Raw genomic sequence first — 17,310 nt, forward strand, 5'->3', positions numbered from 1 at the left:
TCTTTCAGCGGCCACTGACAACGCACGACGCATTTACCGGACCGTGCCGCGTGCCCACGGCTTCCTCCCGCCCGAGCCCTTCACCCATGCGGCCCGGCAGAACGCGCGCCTCGCACGGGCGGCGACTTAGCGTGAGGACGCGAGCACGCGCATACGTGCCGAAGCAGCGCCGTAGGAGGGGCCGTGACAGACAGTCCGACCGGGGCCAGACCAGGCCTCGACGGCGCGGCCAGCGAACTCCTGCTGCGGACGGGACGCTTCTTCACCCGGGGCGTGGTCTCCGGCGACCTGCGGACGGTCACGAAGAAGGGCGGACGCGACGGCGACGTCTTCTACCGGGACCGGTGGAGCCACGACAAGGTCGTGCGCTCGACCCACGGCGTGAACTGCACCGGCTCCTGCCGCTGGAAGGTGTACGTCAAGGACGGGATCATCACCTGGGAGACGCAGGAGACGGACTACCCCTCCGTCGGCCCCGACCGTCCCGAGTACGAGCCGCGCGGCTGCCCCAGGGGCGCCGCGTTCTCCTGGTACACGTACTCGCCGACCCGCGTGCGCTACCCGTACGTACGCGGCGTGCTCCTGGACATGTACCGGGAGGCCAAGCAGCGCACCGGCGGCGACCCCGTGCTCGCCTGGGCCGACATCCAGGGCGACCCCGAGCGCCGTCGCCGCTACCAGAAGGCGCGCGGCAAGGGCGGACTGGTGCGCGCGAACTGGGACGAGGCCGTCGAGCTGGTCGCGGCGGCGCACGTGCACACCATCAAGCGGTACGGGCCCGACCGGGTCGCCGGGTTCTCGCCGATCCCCGCCATGTCGATGGTGTCCCACGCGGCGGGCGCGCGCTTCATGTCGCTGATCGGCGCGCCGATGCTGTCCTTCTACGACTGGTACGCGGATCTGCCCGTCGCCTCGCCGCAGGTCTTCGGCGACCAGACCGACGTCCCCGAATCGGGCGACTGGTGGGACGCGGCCTACCTGCTCATGTGGGGCTCGAACGTGCCGGTGACGCGGACGCCGGACGCGCACTGGATGGCCGAGGCACGGTACCGGGGTCAGAAGGTCGTGGTCGTGGCCCCCGACTACGCCGACAACACCAAGTTCGCCGACGAGTGGCTGCACCCGCACCCCGGCACGGACGGCGCCCTCGCGCTGGCCATGGGGCATGTGCTGCTCACCGAGTTCTTCGTGGAGCGGAGGACACCGTTCTTCGAGGACTACGTGCGCCGCTTCACCGACCTGCCGTTCCTCGTCACCCTGGAGGAACGCGACGGCGCCTACGTGCCCGCGAAGTTCCTGCGCGCCTCCGACCTGGGCGACGAGAGCGAGGGAGCCGAGTGGAAGACGGCCGTCCTGGACGGCGCCACCGGGCTGCCCGCCGTGCCGAACGGCTCCCTCGGCTTCCGCTGGACCGACAGCGGCAAGGGCAAGTGGAACCTCGACCTGGGCGCCGTCGAACCCACGCTCTCGCTGTACGGGCACCGGGCCGCCGTGGGCACCGAGGTGCTGCTCCCGCGCTTCGACACCGACGGCGGCGCGCACGGGCAGGGGCGCGGCGACACCGTGCGACGCGGGGTGCCCGCCACCCGATTGGGTGATCAGGACGGGCCGCTGGTCACCACGGTCTTCGACCTGTTGCTGGCGCAGTACGGCGTCCCACGTCAGGGGCTGCCGGGGAGGTGGCCGGAGGGGTACGGGGACGCGAGCACCCCCGGTACCCCAGCGTGGCAGGAGACGCACACCTCGGTACCGGCGGCGCGGGCGGTGCGTACCGCGAGGGAGTTCGGGCGCACCGCGGAGCGCTCGCGGGGGCGCTGCATGATCCTCATGGGCGCGGGCACCAACCACTGGTTCCACTCCGAGACCATCTACCGCGCCTTTCTCGCCCTCCTCCAGCTCACAGGATGCCAGGGCCGCAACGGCGGCGGCTGGGCCCACTACGTCGGCCAGGAGAAGTGCCGCCCCTCCACAGGATGGGCCACCCTCGCCTCCGCCAACGACTGGTCGCGCCCGCCCCGTCAGATGATCGGCACCGCCTACTGGTTCCTCAACAGCGACCAGTGGCGCTACGACCGCTTCACCGCCGACGTCATGGCCTCCCCCCTCGGCAAGGGCGCCTTCGCGGGCATGACCGGCGCCGACTGCCTGGCCGCCGCCACCCGCGCGGGCTGGATGCCCTCGTACCCGACGTTCGACCGCAACCCCCTCGACCTCGTGGACGAGGCCGACGAGACCGGCGCCGACGACCCCGTACAGCACGTCGTCGGCCAACTGCGCTCCGGGCGGCTCGGGTTCGCCTGCGAGGACCCCGACGACCCCGCCAACTGGCCCCGCGTGCTGACACTGTGGCGCGCCAACCTGCTCGGCTCCTCCGCCAAGGGCGCCGAATACTTCCAGCGCCACCTGCTGGGCACCGACTCCTCGCTCAGCGCGGAAGAGGCACCGGCCGACGTCAGACCGCGCGATGTGCGCTGGCGCGAGCAGGCACCCGAGGGCAAGCTCGACATGCTGCTCTCCCTCGACTTCCGCATGACCTCCTCCACCCTCATGTCGGACGTCGTGCTCCCCGCCGCCACCTGGTACGAGAAACACGACCTGTCCAGCACGGACATGCACCCCTACGTGCATGCCTTTACACCGGCCGTCGACCCGCCCTGGCAGGCCAGGAGCGACTTCGACGCGTTCCACGCCATCGCCCGACGCTTCAGCGCCCTGGCCCGCGGCCACCTCGGCACCCGCCGCGACATCGTCGCCACCGCGCTCCAGCACGACACCCCCGGCGAGACCGCGCAGCCCGGCGGAGTGTGGCTGGACTGGCGCGCCGGCGAGTGCGAGCCCGTGCCGGGGAAGACCATGCCCGCCCTCACCGTCGTCGAGCGGGACTACACCGCCGTCGCCGCGAAGATGGCCACCCTCGGACCCCTCGCCGAGCGGCTCGGCCTGCCCTCCAAGGGCTTCGCGTTCCGGCCGGGCGACGAGGTCGCACTGCTCGGGCGGCTCAACGGCACCCAGCACGACGGGCCCGGCGCCGGACGCCCCCTCCTGGACACCGCCGTCAAGGCCGCCAACGCCGTCCTCACCCTCTCCGGCACCACCAACGGACACCTCGCCACCCAGGGCTTCCACACCCTGGAGGAACGCGTCGGCACCGGGATGGCGCACCTCGCGGCCGAGCACGAGGGCACACGGATCAGCTACGCCGACACCCAGGCCGCGCCCGTCCCCGTGATCACCTCACCGGAGTGGTCGGGCAGCGAGTCCGGCGGGCGCCGCTACAGCCCCTTCACGCTCAACACCGAGCACCTCAAGCCCTGGCACACCCTCACCGGGCGCCAGCACTTCTTCCTCGACCACGACTGGATGCACGAACTGGGCGAGGCACTGCCCGTCTACCGGCCGCCCCTCGACATGAACCGCCTCTTCGGCGAACCGGAACTCGGGCCCGACGGCGAGGCCCAGGTGACCGTCCGCTATCTGACGCCGCACAACAAGTGGTCCATCCACTCCGAATACCAGGACAACCTGTTCATGCTCTCGCTCTCCCGAGGCGGCCAGAACATCTGGATGTCCCCGCAGGACGCGGAGGCCATCGGCGTCCACGACAACGACTGGATCGAGGCCGTCAACCGCAACGGCGTCGTCGTCGCCCGCGCCATCGTCTCCCACCGCATGCCGCGCGGCACCGTCTACATGCACCACGCGCAGGACCGCACCGTCAACGTCCCCAAGACCGAGACCACCGGCAAGCGCGGCGGCATCCACAACTCGCTGACCCGGCTCATCCTCAAGCCCAGCCACCTCATCGGCGGCTACGGCCAGCTCTCCTGGGCGTTCAACTACCTCGGCCCGACGGGCAACCAGCGCGACGAGGTCACCGTCATCCGCCGCCGCTCCCAGGAGGTGACCTACTGATGGCCCGCCGGAAGGAGGCCCCGACAGGTCGCCGCGTCATGGCACAGATCGCGATGGTCATGAACCTCGACAAGTGCATCGGCTGCCACACCTGCTCCGTCACCTGCAAGGAAGCGTGGACCAACCGGGGCGGGGTCGAGTACGTGTGGTTCAACAACGTCGAGACCCGCCCGGGGCAGGGCTACCCCCGCCGCTACGAGGACCAGGAGAAGTGGCGGGGCGGCTGGGAGCTGAACAAGCGGGGCCGCCTCAAGCTCAAGGCGGGCGGGCGTTTCAAGAAGCTCGTCACGATCTTCGCCAACCCCAAGCTGCCGGACATCAAGGACTACTACGAGCCCTGGACGTACGACTACAAGAACCTCACCGACGCGCCGCTCGGCGACGACTTCCCCGTCGCACAGCCCCGCTCCCTCCTCTCAGGCAAGCCCATGAAGATCGAGTGGAGCGCCAACTGGGACGACAACCTCGGCGGCGCGAGCGAGCACGGGCACCTGGACCCCGTCGTCGAGAAGGTACGCGCACAGGCCGCTGAACAGGCGGCGGAGAAGGTGCGGTTCGCGTTCGAGCAGACCTTCATGTTCTATCTGCCGCGCATCTGCGAGCACTGCCTCAACCCCTCGTGCGTCGCCTCCTGCCCCTCGGGCGCGATGTACAAGCGCAGCGAGGACGGCATCGTCCTCGTCGACCAGGACCAGTGCCGGGGCTGGCGCATGTGCGTCACCGGCTGCCCGTACAAGAAGGTCTACTTCAACCACTCGACCGGCAAGGCCGAGAAGTGCACCCTGTGCTACCCGCGCGTCGAGGTCGGCCTGCCCACCGTCTGCTCAGAGACGTGCGTCGGGCGGCTGCGCTACCTCGGCGTCATCCTCTACGACCCCGACAAGGTCACCGAGGCCGCCGCCACCCCCGACGAGAAGGACCTCTACGGCGCCCAGCTCGGCGTCTTCCTCGATCCCGAGGACCCGGACGTGCGGCGCGACGCGGAGCGCTCCGGCATCCCGTACGACTGGATCGAGGCCGCCAGGCGCTCCCCTGTACACGCCCTCATCAGCACCTACCGCGTCGCCCTGCCCCTGCACCCGGAGTACCGGACCATGCCCATGGTCTGGTACGTGCCGCCCCTGTCGCCCGTGGTCGAGGCGCTGAACGAGACCGGCTTCGACGGGGAGGACGCGGACAACCTCTTCGGCGCCATCGACACCCTCCGCATCCCCCTCGAATACCTCGCCGAACTGTTCACGGCGGGCGACATCGCACCCGTGCGCGCCAGCCTGGAGCGGCTCGCCGCCATGCGCGCGCACATGCGGCGCGTCAACCTCGGCGAGGAGAGCGGCGTCGAGGAGGAGGCCACGGCCGGGGCCGTCGGGATGACCGGCAGACAACTGGAGGAGCTGTACCGGCTGCTGGCCATCGCCAAGTACGAGGAGCGCTACGTCATCCCCACCGCTGCCGTCGGCGACGCGCGCCGCCTGGAGGAGACCGCGCTCCCCGACACCTGCTCCCTCGACTTCGAGGGCGGCCCCGGCATGGGCGGCTCGGGGCCCGTAGGGGAGGCGTCAGGGGGTGTGCCGCCCGTGGCCGTCGAGAACTTCCACGTCCTGCGCGACCGGCAGACCGCGGACGAGCCGGCGGACACCGCCCGCCAAGGCCGCGTCAACCTCCTCAACTGGGACGGCAACGGCCGCCCCGACGGCCTCTTCCCGCCCGCCGACGACAACCCCCGCACACCGCCGGCCGACGAGGGTGACGTGCCCGCCGGGGAGCGGCCATGAGGTGGCCCCGTGGCGGCGGCGCGTCCGGCTCGTACGCCGTCGAGTACCAGGCCGCGGCCCGCTGCCTCACCTACCCCGACGACGCGTTCCACACCGACCTGCCCCTGCTGCGCCGCGCGCTCGAAGGCCGCCGGGGCGCCCCGGCCCGCCACCTGCGCGTCTTCCTCGACCACGCGGAGGCGGCCGGGCCCGGCGAGCTGGAGCGGCACTACGTCCAGACCTTCGACTTCAAGAACCGCCGCTGCCTGTATCTGAGCTGGTGGACCGACGGCGACACCCGCCGCAGGGGCGAGACCCTCGTGGCCTTCAAGGAGGCCTACCGCGCGCACGGCCTGGAGTACGCGCACGACGAGGAACTGCCCGACTTCCTCCCCGCCGTCCTGGAGTTCACCGCGCTCAGCGGCAGCGATACGCTGCTGCGCCGCAACCGCCCAGGCCTCGAACTCCTCCGCCTCTCCCTCGCCGAGTGCGCCACCCCCTACGTCCGGCTCCTCGAAGCCGTCTGCGCCACGCTGCCGGGGCCCTCGCCCAAGGACCGGGCGGCTGCCAAGGCCATGGCGCGCGGGGGACCGCCGCGCGAGGACGTCGGCCTGGAACCGTACGGAACCGGAACCGGAGCCGGAACCGCAACGGGGCCTGGGCCCGAACCCGGAACCGGACCCCGAACCGGACCCCGAACCGGACCCGCCGACACCCGCCGCCTCCTGCCCCTCCTCGACGGAGAACAGCGATGACCACCACCCCCCTGTGGGGCGCCCTGCCCTACGTCGTCCTCGTCCTGCTCGTCGCGGGCACGGTCTGGCGCTACCGCTACGACAGGTTCGGCTGGACCACGCGCTCCTCGCAGCTCTACGAGTCGCGGCTGCTGCGCGTTGCCTCACCGGCCTTCCACTACGGCATCCTCTTCGTGTTCGCTGGCCACCTCGTCGGTCTCCTCATCCCGGAGTCCTGGTCGGCGGCGGCCGGGGTCTCCGAGCACGTCTACCACCTGTTCTCCCTCTACGGCGGCACGGCGGCGGGCGTCCTCACCGTCCTCGGCATCGCCGTCCTCGTCTACCGGCGGCGCACCAATGGGCCCGTCTTCCGGGCCACCACCGTCAACGACAAGCTGATGTACCTCGTGCTGCTCGGCGCGATCGTCATGGGCATGTGGGCCAAGCTCACCCACGCGTCGGGCGACGGCTACGACTACCGCACCACCATCGCCCCCTGGCTGCGCAGTCTCTTCACCCTCCAGCCCGACACGTCGCTGATGGCGGGCGTGCCGGTGCTGTACCAGATCCATGTGGTCGTCGGGCTCGTGCTCATCGCGCTGATCCCCTTCACCCGGCTCGTGCACATGTTCAGCGCGCCGGTCCAGTACCTCTTCCGGCCCTACGTCGTCTACCGCAGCCGTGACGAGGGGCAGCTCGCCTCCCGTCCCGAGCGACGGGGATGGGAGCGCGTGCCGTGACCACCCGAGCCCCCTCGGCCGGTGACCCGGCGCCCCCGGCAGGCCCCGGAACCGGAACCGGAACCGGAGCTGGAACTGGAACCGGATCCGGTCCAGGCGCCGGGCCCGGTACCGACGAGGCGCCCGCGGCCGCCGCCTACCGCAACCTGATCATGGCCACCGTCGCCTTCGCGCTGACGTTCTGGGCGTGGAACCTCATCGCGCCGCTCGCCTCCGACCTCGCGGAGAACATCGGCGCCAGCTCCTTCGCGCAGTCCTTCATGGTGGCCGTGCCCGTCATCGTCGGCTCGCTCGGCCGGGTCCCCGTCGGCGCGCTCACCGACCGCTACGGAGCACGCGTGATGTTCCCGCTGGTCACGGCGCTGACGATCGTGCCCGTGCTGCTGCTCACGCTCGTCGACCACTCGGCCGCAGGGCTGCTGATCGTCGGCTTCTTCCTCGGCCTGGGCGGCACGACGTTCGCCATCGGCGTCCCGCTCGTCAACTCCTGGTTCCCGCCGTCCAGGAGAGGGCTCGCGCTCGGCGTGTTCGGCATGGGCATGGGCGGCACGGCGCTCTCCGGCTTCTTCACCCCGCGCATCTACCAGCACGGCGAGAACCTGCCGTTCTACGTCGTCGCCGTCGCGCTCGCCGTCTGCGCCGTGCTCGCCGCGCTGCTGATCACCGACCGGCCGGGGCGCGCCGTCCCCACCACTCCGCTCGCGGCCCGGCTGGCCGCCGCCGGGGAACTGCGGGTCACCTGGGAGCTGTCCGCGCTCTACGCGATCGGCTTCGGCGGCGTCGTCGCCTTCGGCGTCTACTTGCCGACGTATCTGAAGACCTTCTACGAGCTGAGCCCGACCGACGCGGGCACCAAGGCGGCCGGGTTCGCGCTGGTCACGGTCGTCTTCCGGCCCATCGGCGGCTCCCTCTCCGACCGGGTGCACCCGGCCGTGGTCACCGCGTGGGCGCTGGCCGTCGTCGCCCTCCTCGGCATCGTGCAGGCCTTCGACCCGGACCTGTACCCCGTGGGCACCATCGCCCTGCTGATCATGGCGGCGGGGCTCGGCGCGACCAGCGGCAGCGTCTTCGCGCTCGTCTCACGGGTCACCCCGCAGGCCCAGGTCGGCAGCGTCACCGGCATCGTCGGCGCGGTGGGCGGCCTCGGCGGCTTCGTCCCGCCGCTGGTCATGGGCGCGATCTACAGCGCCAAGGACTCCTACGCGATCGGCTTCATGCTGCTGGCCATGCTCGCCCTCGCGGGCTGCGTCTACTCCTACGGGCGCATGCGCGACGCGGGCACACAGGGCGCGGCCTGAACCATCCCGCGTGCCCCTACGGCGCCACCCGCGCCACAGTCCCCGACTCCAGCGCCACCCACAGCGCGCCGTCCGGTCCCACCGTGATGCCGTGCGGCTCGGACGCGGACGCGGGCAGCTCGTACTCGGAGACGGCGCCCGCAGTCGTGACGCGCCCGACGCGGTTCGCGCCCCACTCCGTGAACCAGCACTCCCCGGCGGACACCGCGACGATCGCGTGCGGTTTGGCCGCGCGGTCGGGGAGCGGGAACTCCTCGACGCCGCCGTCCACCCGCACCCTCGCGACCTGGCCCGCGCCGATCTCGACGCACCACAGGGCCTCGCCGTCGCTCGCGATGCCCACGGGACCGGCGCCGGGAGTGGGCAGCCGGTGCAGCGACGTCCCGCCGTCCACGCCGACGCGGCAGAGCGCGTCCGCCTGGTTGAGGGTGCACCACAGGGCGCCGTCCGGGCCCGCCGTGATCGCGGAGGGGTAGGCGCCGGGCACGGGCAGCGGGAACTCGGTGAACTCGCCGCCGGGCGTCAGACGGCCGACGCGACCGGCGTTCAGCTCCGTGAACCACAGCGCGCCGTCGGGCCCTGCCGCGATGCCGAAGGGGCCGCTCTCGGGCGTCGGCACCGCGAACGAGGCGATCTCGCCCCCGACTGTGATCCGGCCGATGCGGTGGTCCCGGGTACGGGTGAACCACAGCGTGCCGTCCGGGCCCGGCGCGATGACCGTCGGCTGGCACTCCGCCGAGTCCAGCGGATACCGCGTCAGACCGCCGTCGACGGTGAGACGCGCGATCTCACCGCTCCCGGCGAGGGTGATCCACAGCGCCCCGTCAGGTCCTGCCGCGATGCCGTACGGGCCCGCGTCCGCGTCCGCCACGGGGAACTCCTGCACCAGCGGGCTACCACCGGCATCCGGCACGGCGACTCCTTACGGGAACGGTGGAACGGCCGGTGACGCCACCGGCCCGGCGCAGCCGCCCGAAGCCCGCGCGGCCGTCCGCCACCGCACCCTCCCCGCGGCGAGGCCCCGGCGGCAACCGCTTTTCCGCACGTCCGACGTTCGCCGCCGCAGGTACGGAGCGAGCCGCTACGGTGGGCAACGGCTCATGTACGCGGGAGGAGAGACGGTATGGAGGGGGAACACGCCTGCGGATTGGCGCGGTTGAGGGAGGAAGCGGGGCACACGCAGGCGTCCTTCGTGCGGGCGTTCGCAGAGGAAGCCGCACGCCTCGGCATCGACGCCTCGGTGGGCATCCGGCAGTTGCGCCGTTGGGAACGCGAGAGTCCGCCCCCGCTGCCGCACCCCGGACAGCGAGCCGTACTCGAAACGATCTTCGGTGTACCGCTTGCCGAGATGGGGTTCGAGATTCCCGCCCGTCGCAGAACAGCGCTCGAAGGTGTCGGGCAGGCTGGAGAGGTGAAGAGGCGGACGTTCACAGCGGACGTAGGGGCGCTCGCCGCGGGTGCTCTGGTGCCGCGTCAGGTGGGAGACCGGATCGGGACAGGGGACGTCGAGCGGCTGCGCGAGCAGCTCCACAGCCTGTATCGCACGGACCACACGGCAGGCAGTGCACCGGCCCGAGTGCGGGCACGGAGCGTGGAGCAGGGGATCACGCAGGCACTGAGCAGTGGCTCGTACACCTCGGCCGTCGGCCGTGATCTGCAAGGGATGCTCTCGGAGCTCTACAGCCTGCGGGCCTGGTTCGGCTATGACGGTGGCCCGGTGGACCGAGCCCGCGCCGCAGCCGTCGAAGCGCTGACATCGGCCCAGCTCTCCGGGGACCCGATGGTGCACATCTCCGCGCTGGAAACCCTCGTCCTGCTGTCGGTGAAGGCCGACCGGACGTGGGAGGCATCGAGCGCCGTCGACTACGCCTACCGCCTCGCGGAGTCGGCCGGAGCAGGGCCGACAGTCCGGCTGGTGATCGCCTTGCGCGAGACGAACGTCGCTGTCCACGCAGGCGACTTGGGCACCGCACGGCGTGCTCTGAGCCGCGGCATGTCCTTCCTCGGCCGCATGGACTCGGACACCGAGGTACCGACCTGGGCGCGGTTCGCCGGCGCGGGGGAAGTCGACTACGCCACGGCCAGCATGTACCTGCGCGCTGGGCAACCGAACCGAGCCCTGCCGTTCCTGCGCTCGACGATCGGCGGACTGGACAGCGAATACACCCGCAACAACGCCTGGTACCGGGCCAAGCTGGCCGGTGTTCTGCTGCGAGCCGGAGAGGCCGAGGAAGCCTGCGCGGAGATGCACGCGGTGCTCGACAGGCATGACGGGATCTCCTCACCGAGTCTCTCACGCCGCATGCGAGCCTTCTGCCTGCGAGCGGCCGAGTACGACACCGCCACGGCCCGCGAGTGCGCGACACGCATCCGCGACGCAGTGGGGAGCGGCACGGTATGAGCCCGGCGGACATGATCACGGTGGAGGCCCTCGACGGTGAGGGCGCAGCCCGCGCCGAGCAGGATTTCCGCGCGGTGTACGCCGAGGTCTTCGCCGAGCCGCCGTACAACGAGACGGCTGACGGCGTCGCCTCCACCTTCCGCCGCTTCCGCTCCCAGACCCGCAAACCCGCCTTCCGCGGTGCGCTGGCACGTACGAAGGACGGCGAGCCGGTAGGGATGGCGTTCGGCTATCCGCTCGGCTCCGGCACCGGGTGGTGGGGGCACCTCACCGAGCCCGTGCCGGAAGAGATGAGCCGCGAGGACGGACAACGCACCTTCGGTCTCATGGAGATGGCCGTACGCGCGTCCTGGCGGCGTCACGGGGTAGCACGGCGACTGCATGAGGTGCTGCTCGCGGGAGGAGACGAGGAGCGTGCGCTGCTCAACGTCCATCCCGCGAGCGAGGCAGCACAGGCGGCCTACCGCTCATGGGGGTACCGCAAGGTCGGTGAGGCCCGCCCATGGGCAGGCGCGGAACCGCACGACGTGCTGCTGCTCACCATCCGGTAGCCGATGCGCTGGTGGACGCAGGCCACCGAGCCCCGCTCACGGGACAAAGGACGTCAGAGGTACAGCCCCGCCCCCTCGCGGTCCGCCTGGGAGGGGAGCGACGAGGGGGACGTGCCCTTGCGGAGCGCGAACAGCTCCGCGAGCGTCGCACCGTCGCGCCCGACGCCCTCCTCCGTGCCGAGCCAGCCCACCGCCTCCTGCCGGGAGAGCGGGCCCACCTCGATACGGGCGAGGCACCGGCCAGGACGCACGACCGCCGGGTGCAGCCGCTCCAGGTCCTCGTTCGTCGTGACCCCCACCAGCACCCGCCTGCCCTGGCCCAGCAGCCCGTCCGTCAGGTTCAGCAGCCGCGACAGGGCCTGGCCCGCCGCGTGCTTCGCCTCCCCGCGGATCAGCTCGTCGCAGTCCTCCAGCAGGAGCAGCCGCCAGCGCTGCTCGTCGTCCTCGTCGGAGTCGTCGGCGCCGATGGCGATGTCCATCAGATAGCCGATGTTGTTGAACAGGTGCTCAGGGTCCAGCACGCAGTCCACCTGGCACCAGTCGCGCCACGAGCGGGCCAGCGTCCGCAGCGCCGAGGTCTTGCCCGTGCCGGGCGGGCCGTGCAGCAGCAGGAGCCGTCCCGCGATCTCGTCCGGGGTGATCTTCATCAGGTCGTCCATGGCCGTGGCCACCCGCGACGTGTAGTTCGCGCGGACGTCCTCCCAGGTGCCCGCCGTGATCGTGCGGGTGGTGCGGCGCGGACCGCGCATGGGGGAGTGGTACCAGAAGCCCATGGAGACCTTGTCCGACTGCGGCTCGGGCTCGTCCTCCGCGCCGTCGACCGCCTGCTTGAGCTGCTTCTCCGCCAGCTCGTCACTGACCGCCGTCACCGTGACGTCCGCGCCGTGGCTCCAGCGCGAGACGAGCGCCGTCCAGCCCTCGCCCTCCGCGAGCGTGGTGCGGCGCCCGTCGGCCCGCGCCTCGCGCAGCACCTTCGCGCCGGGAGGCAGCAGCTCGCTGCCCTTCTTGACCCGGTCGACGGAGTGGCTGCGCGAGTACGGCTGCTCACCCCGCGTGAAGCGGCCCAGGAAGAGCGCGTCGATGATGTCGGAGGGGGAGTCGGTGTCGTCGAGGGTCAGCCGCGCGGGCAGCGCGTCCTCGGGCGGGGTCGGCGCAGTCAGGGCGTCACTCCTGTCGTCGTGTGCGGGTGCGGTGCGGCGGGTTGCGGACATGCCGCACATGATCCGGCATCGGCCCGGCATCGTGCACGCACGTTTCCTCTCGCGCGGCGGGACGTTACTGACCTGTTCCAGCGGAACCGCTCATACCGGACGCCGCCACCGATACCGTGGGCCGAATGGGGCCGCACAGCGGGCACAACGGCGGGGACCGCGGGGACCGCGGAAGCCAGGGAAACCGAGAGGCCCGGGGGCACCGGGGAGACCGGGCAGCGATGAACGTGGCGCGCTGGCGCACGGCGGGCCTGACCGGCGTCGCCCTCGTGGCGGCCGGACTCCTCCTCGCCCTGTTCGGGATGCCGGGCGGCCCCGGCGAGGACACGGGCGGTGCCGGGGTCTACGGCCACCCCGAGCGCCCCGCCGGCAAGCCCAGGCCCGAGCTGGGCTGGGGCTTCACCCACACCGCCGACAGTGCCGACGAGGGTGAGAAGGCGGCCCGCGACCGTGCCAGGCGGCTCCTCGCGGACGCGAAGCTCCCGCAGAACCAGCACATCATGGGCTGGGGCGCCGACAGCCCCGAGCCCTCACCCGGCGACTACGACTTCGCGGCGCTCGACAGCCGCGTCGAGCTGATGCGCGCGACGGGACAGCCGCCCGTCATCACCCTGTGCTGCGCCCCCGACTGGATGAAGGACGGCGGCGAGGCGGGCGAGACCGACTGGAGCGAGCTGGAGACCGCGCCCAGCCGCAAGCACTATGCCGACTTCGCCGAGCTGGCCGGGAAGATCGCCCGGCGCTACCCGGACGTGCGCCACTTCATCGTCTGGAACGAGATGAAGGGCTTCTACGACGACCGTCTCGGCCGGTGGGACTACGAGGGCTACACCGACTTCTACAACCTCGTACACGCCGAGCTGAAGAAGGCGGACGAGGACAACCTCGTGGGCGGCCCGTACGTGGTGATGGACAGCGTGGGCAAGGCCAGCGGGCACGCCTCCGACGTGACAGGACCCTGGGGCGCCCTCGACCAGCGCGCACTCGACGCCGTCAGCTACTGGAACAAGCACAGGCGCGGCGCCGACTTCGCCGTCGTCGACGGCTCCAGCTACACCATGGACGACCGCCTCGTGCCCGACGAGTTCGCCGCCACCGACAAGCTCACCGCCGTCAGCCGCTGGGTGCGCGAGAAGACGGGGCTGCCGCTGTGGTGGGCCGAGTGGTACGTGGAGGTCGGCGACGAGAACGACGAGCGCGACGCCTGGAGCGAGCCGCACAGGACCGCCGTCCAGGCCGCCGGGATGATCGCCATGGCACGCGGCGGCGCGACCACCGGCTTCTACTGGAACCCGCAGAACAGGGGAGCCAAGTGCGCGGGCTGCCTCTGGCGCAGCACGGAACTGTCCGACGGCGGCACCGGGCTGCCCATGATGGGGCTGCTGTCCCGCTTCGCCCGGGAGTTTCCGCCGGGCACACGCTACGAGGACGTCACGATCGCCGAGGACGACCGGCCCAACGTCAGGGTCCTCGCCGACGACGCGGCCGTCCTCGTCGTCAACACCCTCGGCCGGGAGATCGACGCGAGGATCGACGGGCGGCGCTTCCCGATGGACGGGTACGAGGTGCGCTGGCTCAAGCGCGACGGCCGCTGAACCGCCCGTCTCTGGGGGCGCGGCGCGGGCCCCACCCGTCAACTCCCGCCCCGTCAGGCCCAGTTGGCGTCCCGGCGAGCGAACGGTCCGCGTCAGGTGCGGCTCCGGGGGTACGCGTACACCTGCCCGAGCCCCAGGCCCCCCCGAGGAGGGTTCATGAGCGCTGCCCCACGCGAAGGCGGGCGCGTCCCGCGGCTGACCGCGTTCCTCGTCGTCCTCGTCCTCGTGCTGGGAGTGGCGGTGCTCGCGGGCCGGAACCTGCTGCCCGACCTGCGCAGCCCCTTCGGGACGGAGACCAAGGACCGCACGGGACCCGTCCTGCTCAAATCCATCCAGGACATGAGCCGCTACCAGGCGGCGGAGGGCACCTTCCAGGTCGTCGTCGACCTGGAGAAGGACGCCAAGTTCCTCCCCGACGCCGTGCGCGGCAGCCGCACCCTCTACGTCGGCAACGGCAGCGTGGCCTCCTACGTGGACTTCGGCGGCCTCGACGACGGCGCCGTCAGGGTCTCCGACGACGAGAAGTCCGTCTCCGTACGCCTCCCGCACGCGAAGCTGGCCAAGCCCTCGCTCGACGTGGAGCGCTCCTACCCGGTGACGAAGGAACGCGGCCTCCTCGACCGCATCGGCGACTTCTTCACCGACAACCCGGACGACGAGCGCGAGGTGCACAAGCTCGCCGTCCGCCACATCAGCGAGGCGGCACGCGAGAGCGACCTGGAGAAGCGCGCCGAGAAGAACACCACCGACATGCTGGAGGGCATGCTGCGCTCCCTCAAGTTCGAGGACGTCTCCGTCACCTACGCGGAAGAAGCCAAGGGCAACTGACCTGCGCCTTTCGACCCGCGACGGCCGGGCGACGGGGCGGTGCGGCCCGTTGTCGGCCGTCTGTCGGTGCGCTGTGGGCGGCCTGTCGGCGCGGGCATGGAGTCTTGCCTGAGAAGCCGCCGGGCGCCCATCCGGCGGGCATCCGACAGGCAAGGAACCAGCATGACCACCGACGTCACGATCATCGGCGCCGGACTCGGCGGCCTCGCGCTCGCCCGGGTCCTCCACGTCCACGGCATCCCGGCCACCGTCTACGAGGCCGAGTCCTCGCCGGCAGCGCGCTCGCAGGGCGGCATGCTCGACATCCACGACTACAACGGCCAGCTCGCCCTCGAAGCCGCCGGCCTGATGGACGAGTTCCGCGCCCTCATCCTGGAGGGCCGCCAGGCGATACGGGTCCTCGACCCGGACGGGAACCTCCTGTTCGACAAGGCCGACGACGGCACCGGCGGACGCCCCGAGGTGCAGCGCGGCGAGCTGCGGCAGATGCTGCTCGACTCGCTGCCGGACGGCACCGTCCGCTGGGGCCGCAAGGTCACCGCGGCACGCACCCTCGGCGAAGGCCGCCACGAGGTGACGTTCGCGGACGGCGGCACCGTCGTCACAGGGCTGCTCGTCGGCGCGGACGGCGCGTGGTCACGGGTCAGGCCGCTGCTCTCGGACGCCGTGCCCGCGTACATCGGCAAGTCGGTCGTCGAGACCTACCTGTTCGACGCGGACACGCGGCACCCGGCCGCAGCGAAGACGGTCGGCGGCGGGTCGATGTTCGCGCTCAAGCAGGGCAGGGAGCTCTTCGCCCACCGGGAGAAGGGTGACACGCTGCACGCCTACGTGGGGATCGCCGAGCCGCTGGACTGGTTCGCCGCCATCGACTTCGACGACGCCGACGCGGCCAAGGCGCGGATCGCGCGGGAATTCGACGGCTGGGCACCCGAACTCACCGCGCTGATCACCACCAGCGACGTGGCGCCGATCCTGCGCCCCCTCCACGCGCTGCCGCACCGGCACCGGTGGGACCGCGTCCCGGGGGTGACCCTGCTCGGCGACGCGGCGCACCTCTCGGCCCCCAACGGCGAGGGCGCCAACCTCGCCATGCTCGACGGCGCCGAACTCGGCAAGGCCATCGCCGCGCACCCCGGGGACATCGAGACCGCGCTCACCGTGTACGAGCAGGCCATGTTCCCCCGCAGCGCCGAGGCCGCCGAAGCGGAGGACGCGGCGCCGGACAACCCCGCGCTGGAGGACGTGGTCAACTTCTTCAGCGGGGGCGGGGAGAACCCCTGAGCCGTCGGCCGGAACCGTCACGGCGACCGTGCCTGCCGGGCACCGGGGGCGGGGGCATCACGGCGTTCAGGCGCCGCTTCGCACGGCGGCGTCTGACGCCCGTCCGGCCGGCCCGGCAGGCCCGGCACCGGGCAGGTCGCCCGACGCGTGACCCGGTCGGTCATCTCCCGTGGCGGCCGGAGGAACGGCGTGAGGTGTCACCGCACCACATCTCGGTGCGCGTGATCTCCGGCCGCCCGGGGCGTCAGACCGCGTCGAGGCCGTCGACCATGCGGTCGAGGAGGCGCGCGAACGTCGCGTCCGGGTCGAGGGGGCCGGAGGGCGCGGCGAGCACCTTGGCGAGTTCGGGGTGGCGGCCCTCGGCTGCGACGGCCGCGAGATAGCGGGCCTCGGCCGCCGCGCGGTCCGGCGCGTGCGCCACCGCCGCCTGCGCGGCCTCGTGCGCGACGTGCCCCGAGACGAAGCCGGTGAGCAGGCTGAACACCTCCATCCGCGCGCCGCCGTCCAGCCCCGTGGGCCGCAGCGCCACGAGCGCGTGTTCCAGGAAGGCGAGCGTGTGCGGGCCCGGTGAGCGGCGGGCCGTGAGCGCGGCGGGCAGCCAGGTGTGCCGCAGCATGAGGGCGCGCTGGGCGTGCGCCATGGCCTTGAGGTCGGCGCGCCAGTCCCCGGTGAGCGGCTCTCCGGCGGGGAGTTCGGCGCTGACGTGGTCGACCATCAGCTCCAGCAGCGTCTCCTTGTCGGGGACGTAGCTGTAGAGGGACATGACGCCCGCGCCGACCCGCGAGGCCACCTGCCGCATCGTGACCGCGTCCAGCCCCTCGGCGTCCGCGAGCGCGACGGCCGCCGCCGTGACCTGCTCCCGGCTGAACGCGGGCGGGCGTCCCCTGCGCGGCCTGCCGGACCGCAGCCAGAGCCGCTCCGGATCCACACCCCCGGACCCGGACCCGGACCCGGACCCGGACCCGCTCCCGGTCCCGTCGACCTCGTGCACGGCGCCGCCGCCCC

13 protein-coding genes are annotated in these 17,310 nt (G+C 72.0%); 10 read left to right on the forward strand and 3 right to left on the reverse strand.

Features of this window, described 5'->3' with window-relative positions; genetic code table 11:
* Window positions 1-183: 183 nt before the first annotated feature.
* From ACYVOO_RS27015 to ACYVOO_RS27035, 5 genes are all read left to right on the forward strand, one after another.
* A complete protein-coding gene (locus tag ACYVOO_RS27015; RefSeq protein WP_461018312.1) occupies window positions 184-3,912 on the forward strand; it encodes a nitrate reductase subunit alpha in 3,729 nt (1,242 codons plus the stop codon).
* A 38-nt stretch (window positions 3,913-3,950) separates the two neighbouring features.
* Entirely contained in the window at window positions 3,951-5,684 is a 1,734-nt protein-coding gene (gene narH / locus ACYVOO_RS27020) for a nitrate reductase subunit beta (RefSeq protein WP_461018313.1), read from the forward strand.
* Entirely contained in the window at window positions 5,681-6,418 is a 738-nt protein-coding gene (narJ, locus tag ACYVOO_RS27025; RefSeq protein WP_461018314.1) for a nitrate reductase molybdenum cofactor assembly chaperone, read from the forward strand. The genes narH and narJ overlap by 4 nt, the downstream gene beginning before the upstream one ends.
* On the forward strand, window positions 6,415-7,137 hold the full coding sequence (gene narI, locus ACYVOO_RS27030; protein ID WP_461018315.1) for a respiratory nitrate reductase subunit gamma: 723 nt from the start codon (window positions 6,415-6,417) through the stop codon (window positions 7,135-7,137). Before narJ ends, narI begins: the two co-directional genes overlap by 4 nt.
* Window positions 7,138-7,289: 152 nt before the next feature.
* Complete coding sequence (locus ACYVOO_RS27035) at window positions 7,290-8,435, forward strand: MFS transporter (protein WP_461018385.1); 1,146 nt, start codon at window positions 7,290-7,292, stop codon at window positions 8,433-8,435.
* Window positions 8,436-8,451: 16 nt separating this feature from the next.
* Here the strand turns inward: ACYVOO_RS27035 and ACYVOO_RS27040 are convergent, their stop codons facing one another.
* Window positions 8,452-9,348, reverse strand: coding sequence for a Vgb family protein (locus ACYVOO_RS27040; protein ID WP_461018316.1), 897 nt, complete (start codon window positions 9,346-9,348; stop codon window positions 8,452-8,454).
* 210 nt (window positions 9,349-9,558) lie between these two features.
* On the opposite strand from ACYVOO_RS27040, the gene ACYVOO_RS27045 reads away from it, so the two are divergent.
* Window positions 9,559-10,836 (forward strand): hypothetical protein, encoded by a 1,278-nt coding sequence (locus ACYVOO_RS27045; protein WP_461018317.1) that lies wholly within the window; start codon window positions 9,559-9,561, stop codon window positions 10,834-10,836.
* On the forward strand, window positions 10,833-11,387 hold the full coding sequence (locus ACYVOO_RS27050) for a GNAT family N-acetyltransferase (RefSeq protein ID WP_461018318.1): 555 nt from the start codon (window positions 10,833-10,835) through the stop codon (window positions 11,385-11,387). Before ACYVOO_RS27045 ends, ACYVOO_RS27050 begins: the two co-directional genes overlap by 4 nt.
* Before the next feature lie 53 nt (window positions 11,388-11,440).
* On the opposite strand, the gene ACYVOO_RS27055 is transcribed toward ACYVOO_RS27050, so the two are convergent.
* Window positions 11,441-12,598, reverse strand: a complete 1,158-nt coding sequence (locus ACYVOO_RS27055; RefSeq protein WP_461018319.1) for a DUF5925 domain-containing protein — start codon at window positions 12,596-12,598, stop codon at window positions 11,441-11,443.
* Window positions 12,599-12,819: 221 nt separating this feature from the next.
* Between ACYVOO_RS27055 and ACYVOO_RS27060 the strand changes: the two genes are divergently transcribed.
* The 3 genes from ACYVOO_RS27060 to ACYVOO_RS27070 all read left to right on the forward strand — a co-directional run bounded on the left by ACYVOO_RS27060 (window position 12,820) and on the right by ACYVOO_RS27070 (window position 16,305).
* Window positions 12,820-14,193 carry a xylan 1,4-beta-xylosidase gene (locus ACYVOO_RS27060; protein WP_461018320.1) on the forward strand — a complete coding sequence of 458 codons (1,374 nt, stop codon included), beginning with the start codon at window positions 12,820-12,822 and terminating at the stop codon, window positions 14,191-14,193.
* 156 nt (window positions 14,194-14,349) lie between these two features.
* A complete protein-coding gene (locus ACYVOO_RS27065; protein ID WP_461018321.1) occupies window positions 14,350-15,021 on the forward strand; it encodes a DUF4230 domain-containing protein in 672 nt (223 codons plus the stop codon).
* Between the two features lie 162 nt (window positions 15,022-15,183).
* Window positions 15,184-16,305 (forward strand): FAD-dependent oxidoreductase, encoded by a 1,122-nt coding sequence (locus ACYVOO_RS27070; protein ID WP_461018322.1) that lies wholly within the window; start codon window positions 15,184-15,186, stop codon window positions 16,303-16,305.
* A gap of 244 nt (window positions 16,306-16,549) precedes the next feature.
* On the opposite strand, the gene ACYVOO_RS27075 is transcribed toward ACYVOO_RS27070, so the two are convergent.
* Window positions 16,550-17,296: a TetR/AcrR family transcriptional regulator C-terminal domain-containing protein gene (locus ACYVOO_RS27075; RefSeq protein WP_461018386.1), complete on the reverse strand. Its 747-nt coding sequence runs from the start codon at window positions 17,294-17,296 to the stop codon at window positions 16,550-16,552.
* Window positions 17,297-17,310 lie beyond the last annotated feature (14 nt).

This window comes from Streptomyces daliensis (genome assembly GCF_054782395.1).

Bases quoted from the DNA above. Each gene is read 5' to 3' on its own strand.
- narH (WP_461018313.1), top strand. From the start codon at position 3,951: ATGGCACAGATCGCGATGGTCATGAACCTCGACAAGTGCATCGGCTGC.
- narJ (WP_461018314.1), top strand. From the start codon at position 5,681: ATGAGGTGGCCCCGTGGCGGCGGCGCGTCCGGCTCGTACGCCGTCGAG.
- narI (WP_461018315.1), top strand. From the start codon at position 6,415: ATGACCACCACCCCCCTGTGGGGCGCCCTGCCCTACGTCGTCCTCGTC.
- ACYVOO_RS27035 (WP_461018385.1), top strand. From the start codon at position 7,290: ATGGCCACCGTCGCCTTCGCGCTGACGTTCTGGGCGTGGAACCTCATC.
- ACYVOO_RS27045 (WP_461018317.1), top strand. From the start codon at position 9,559: ATGGAGGGGGAACACGCCTGCGGATTGGCGCGGTTGAGGGAGGAAGCG.
- ACYVOO_RS27050 (WP_461018318.1), top strand. From the start codon at position 10,833: ATGAGCCCGGCGGACATGATCACGGTGGAGGCCCTCGACGGTGAGGGC.
- ACYVOO_RS27055 (WP_461018319.1), bottom strand. From the start codon at position 12,598: ATGTCCGCAACCCGCCGCACCGCACCCGCACACGACGACAGGAGTGAC.
- ACYVOO_RS27060 (WP_461018320.1), top strand. From the start codon at position 12,820: ATGAACGTGGCGCGCTGGCGCACGGCGGGCCTGACCGGCGTCGCCCTC.
- ACYVOO_RS27065 (WP_461018321.1), top strand. From the start codon at position 14,350: ATGAGCGCTGCCCCACGCGAAGGCGGGCGCGTCCCGCGGCTGACCGCG.
- ACYVOO_RS27070 (WP_461018322.1), top strand. From the start codon at position 15,184: ATGACCACCGACGTCACGATCATCGGCGCCGGACTCGGCGGCCTCGCG.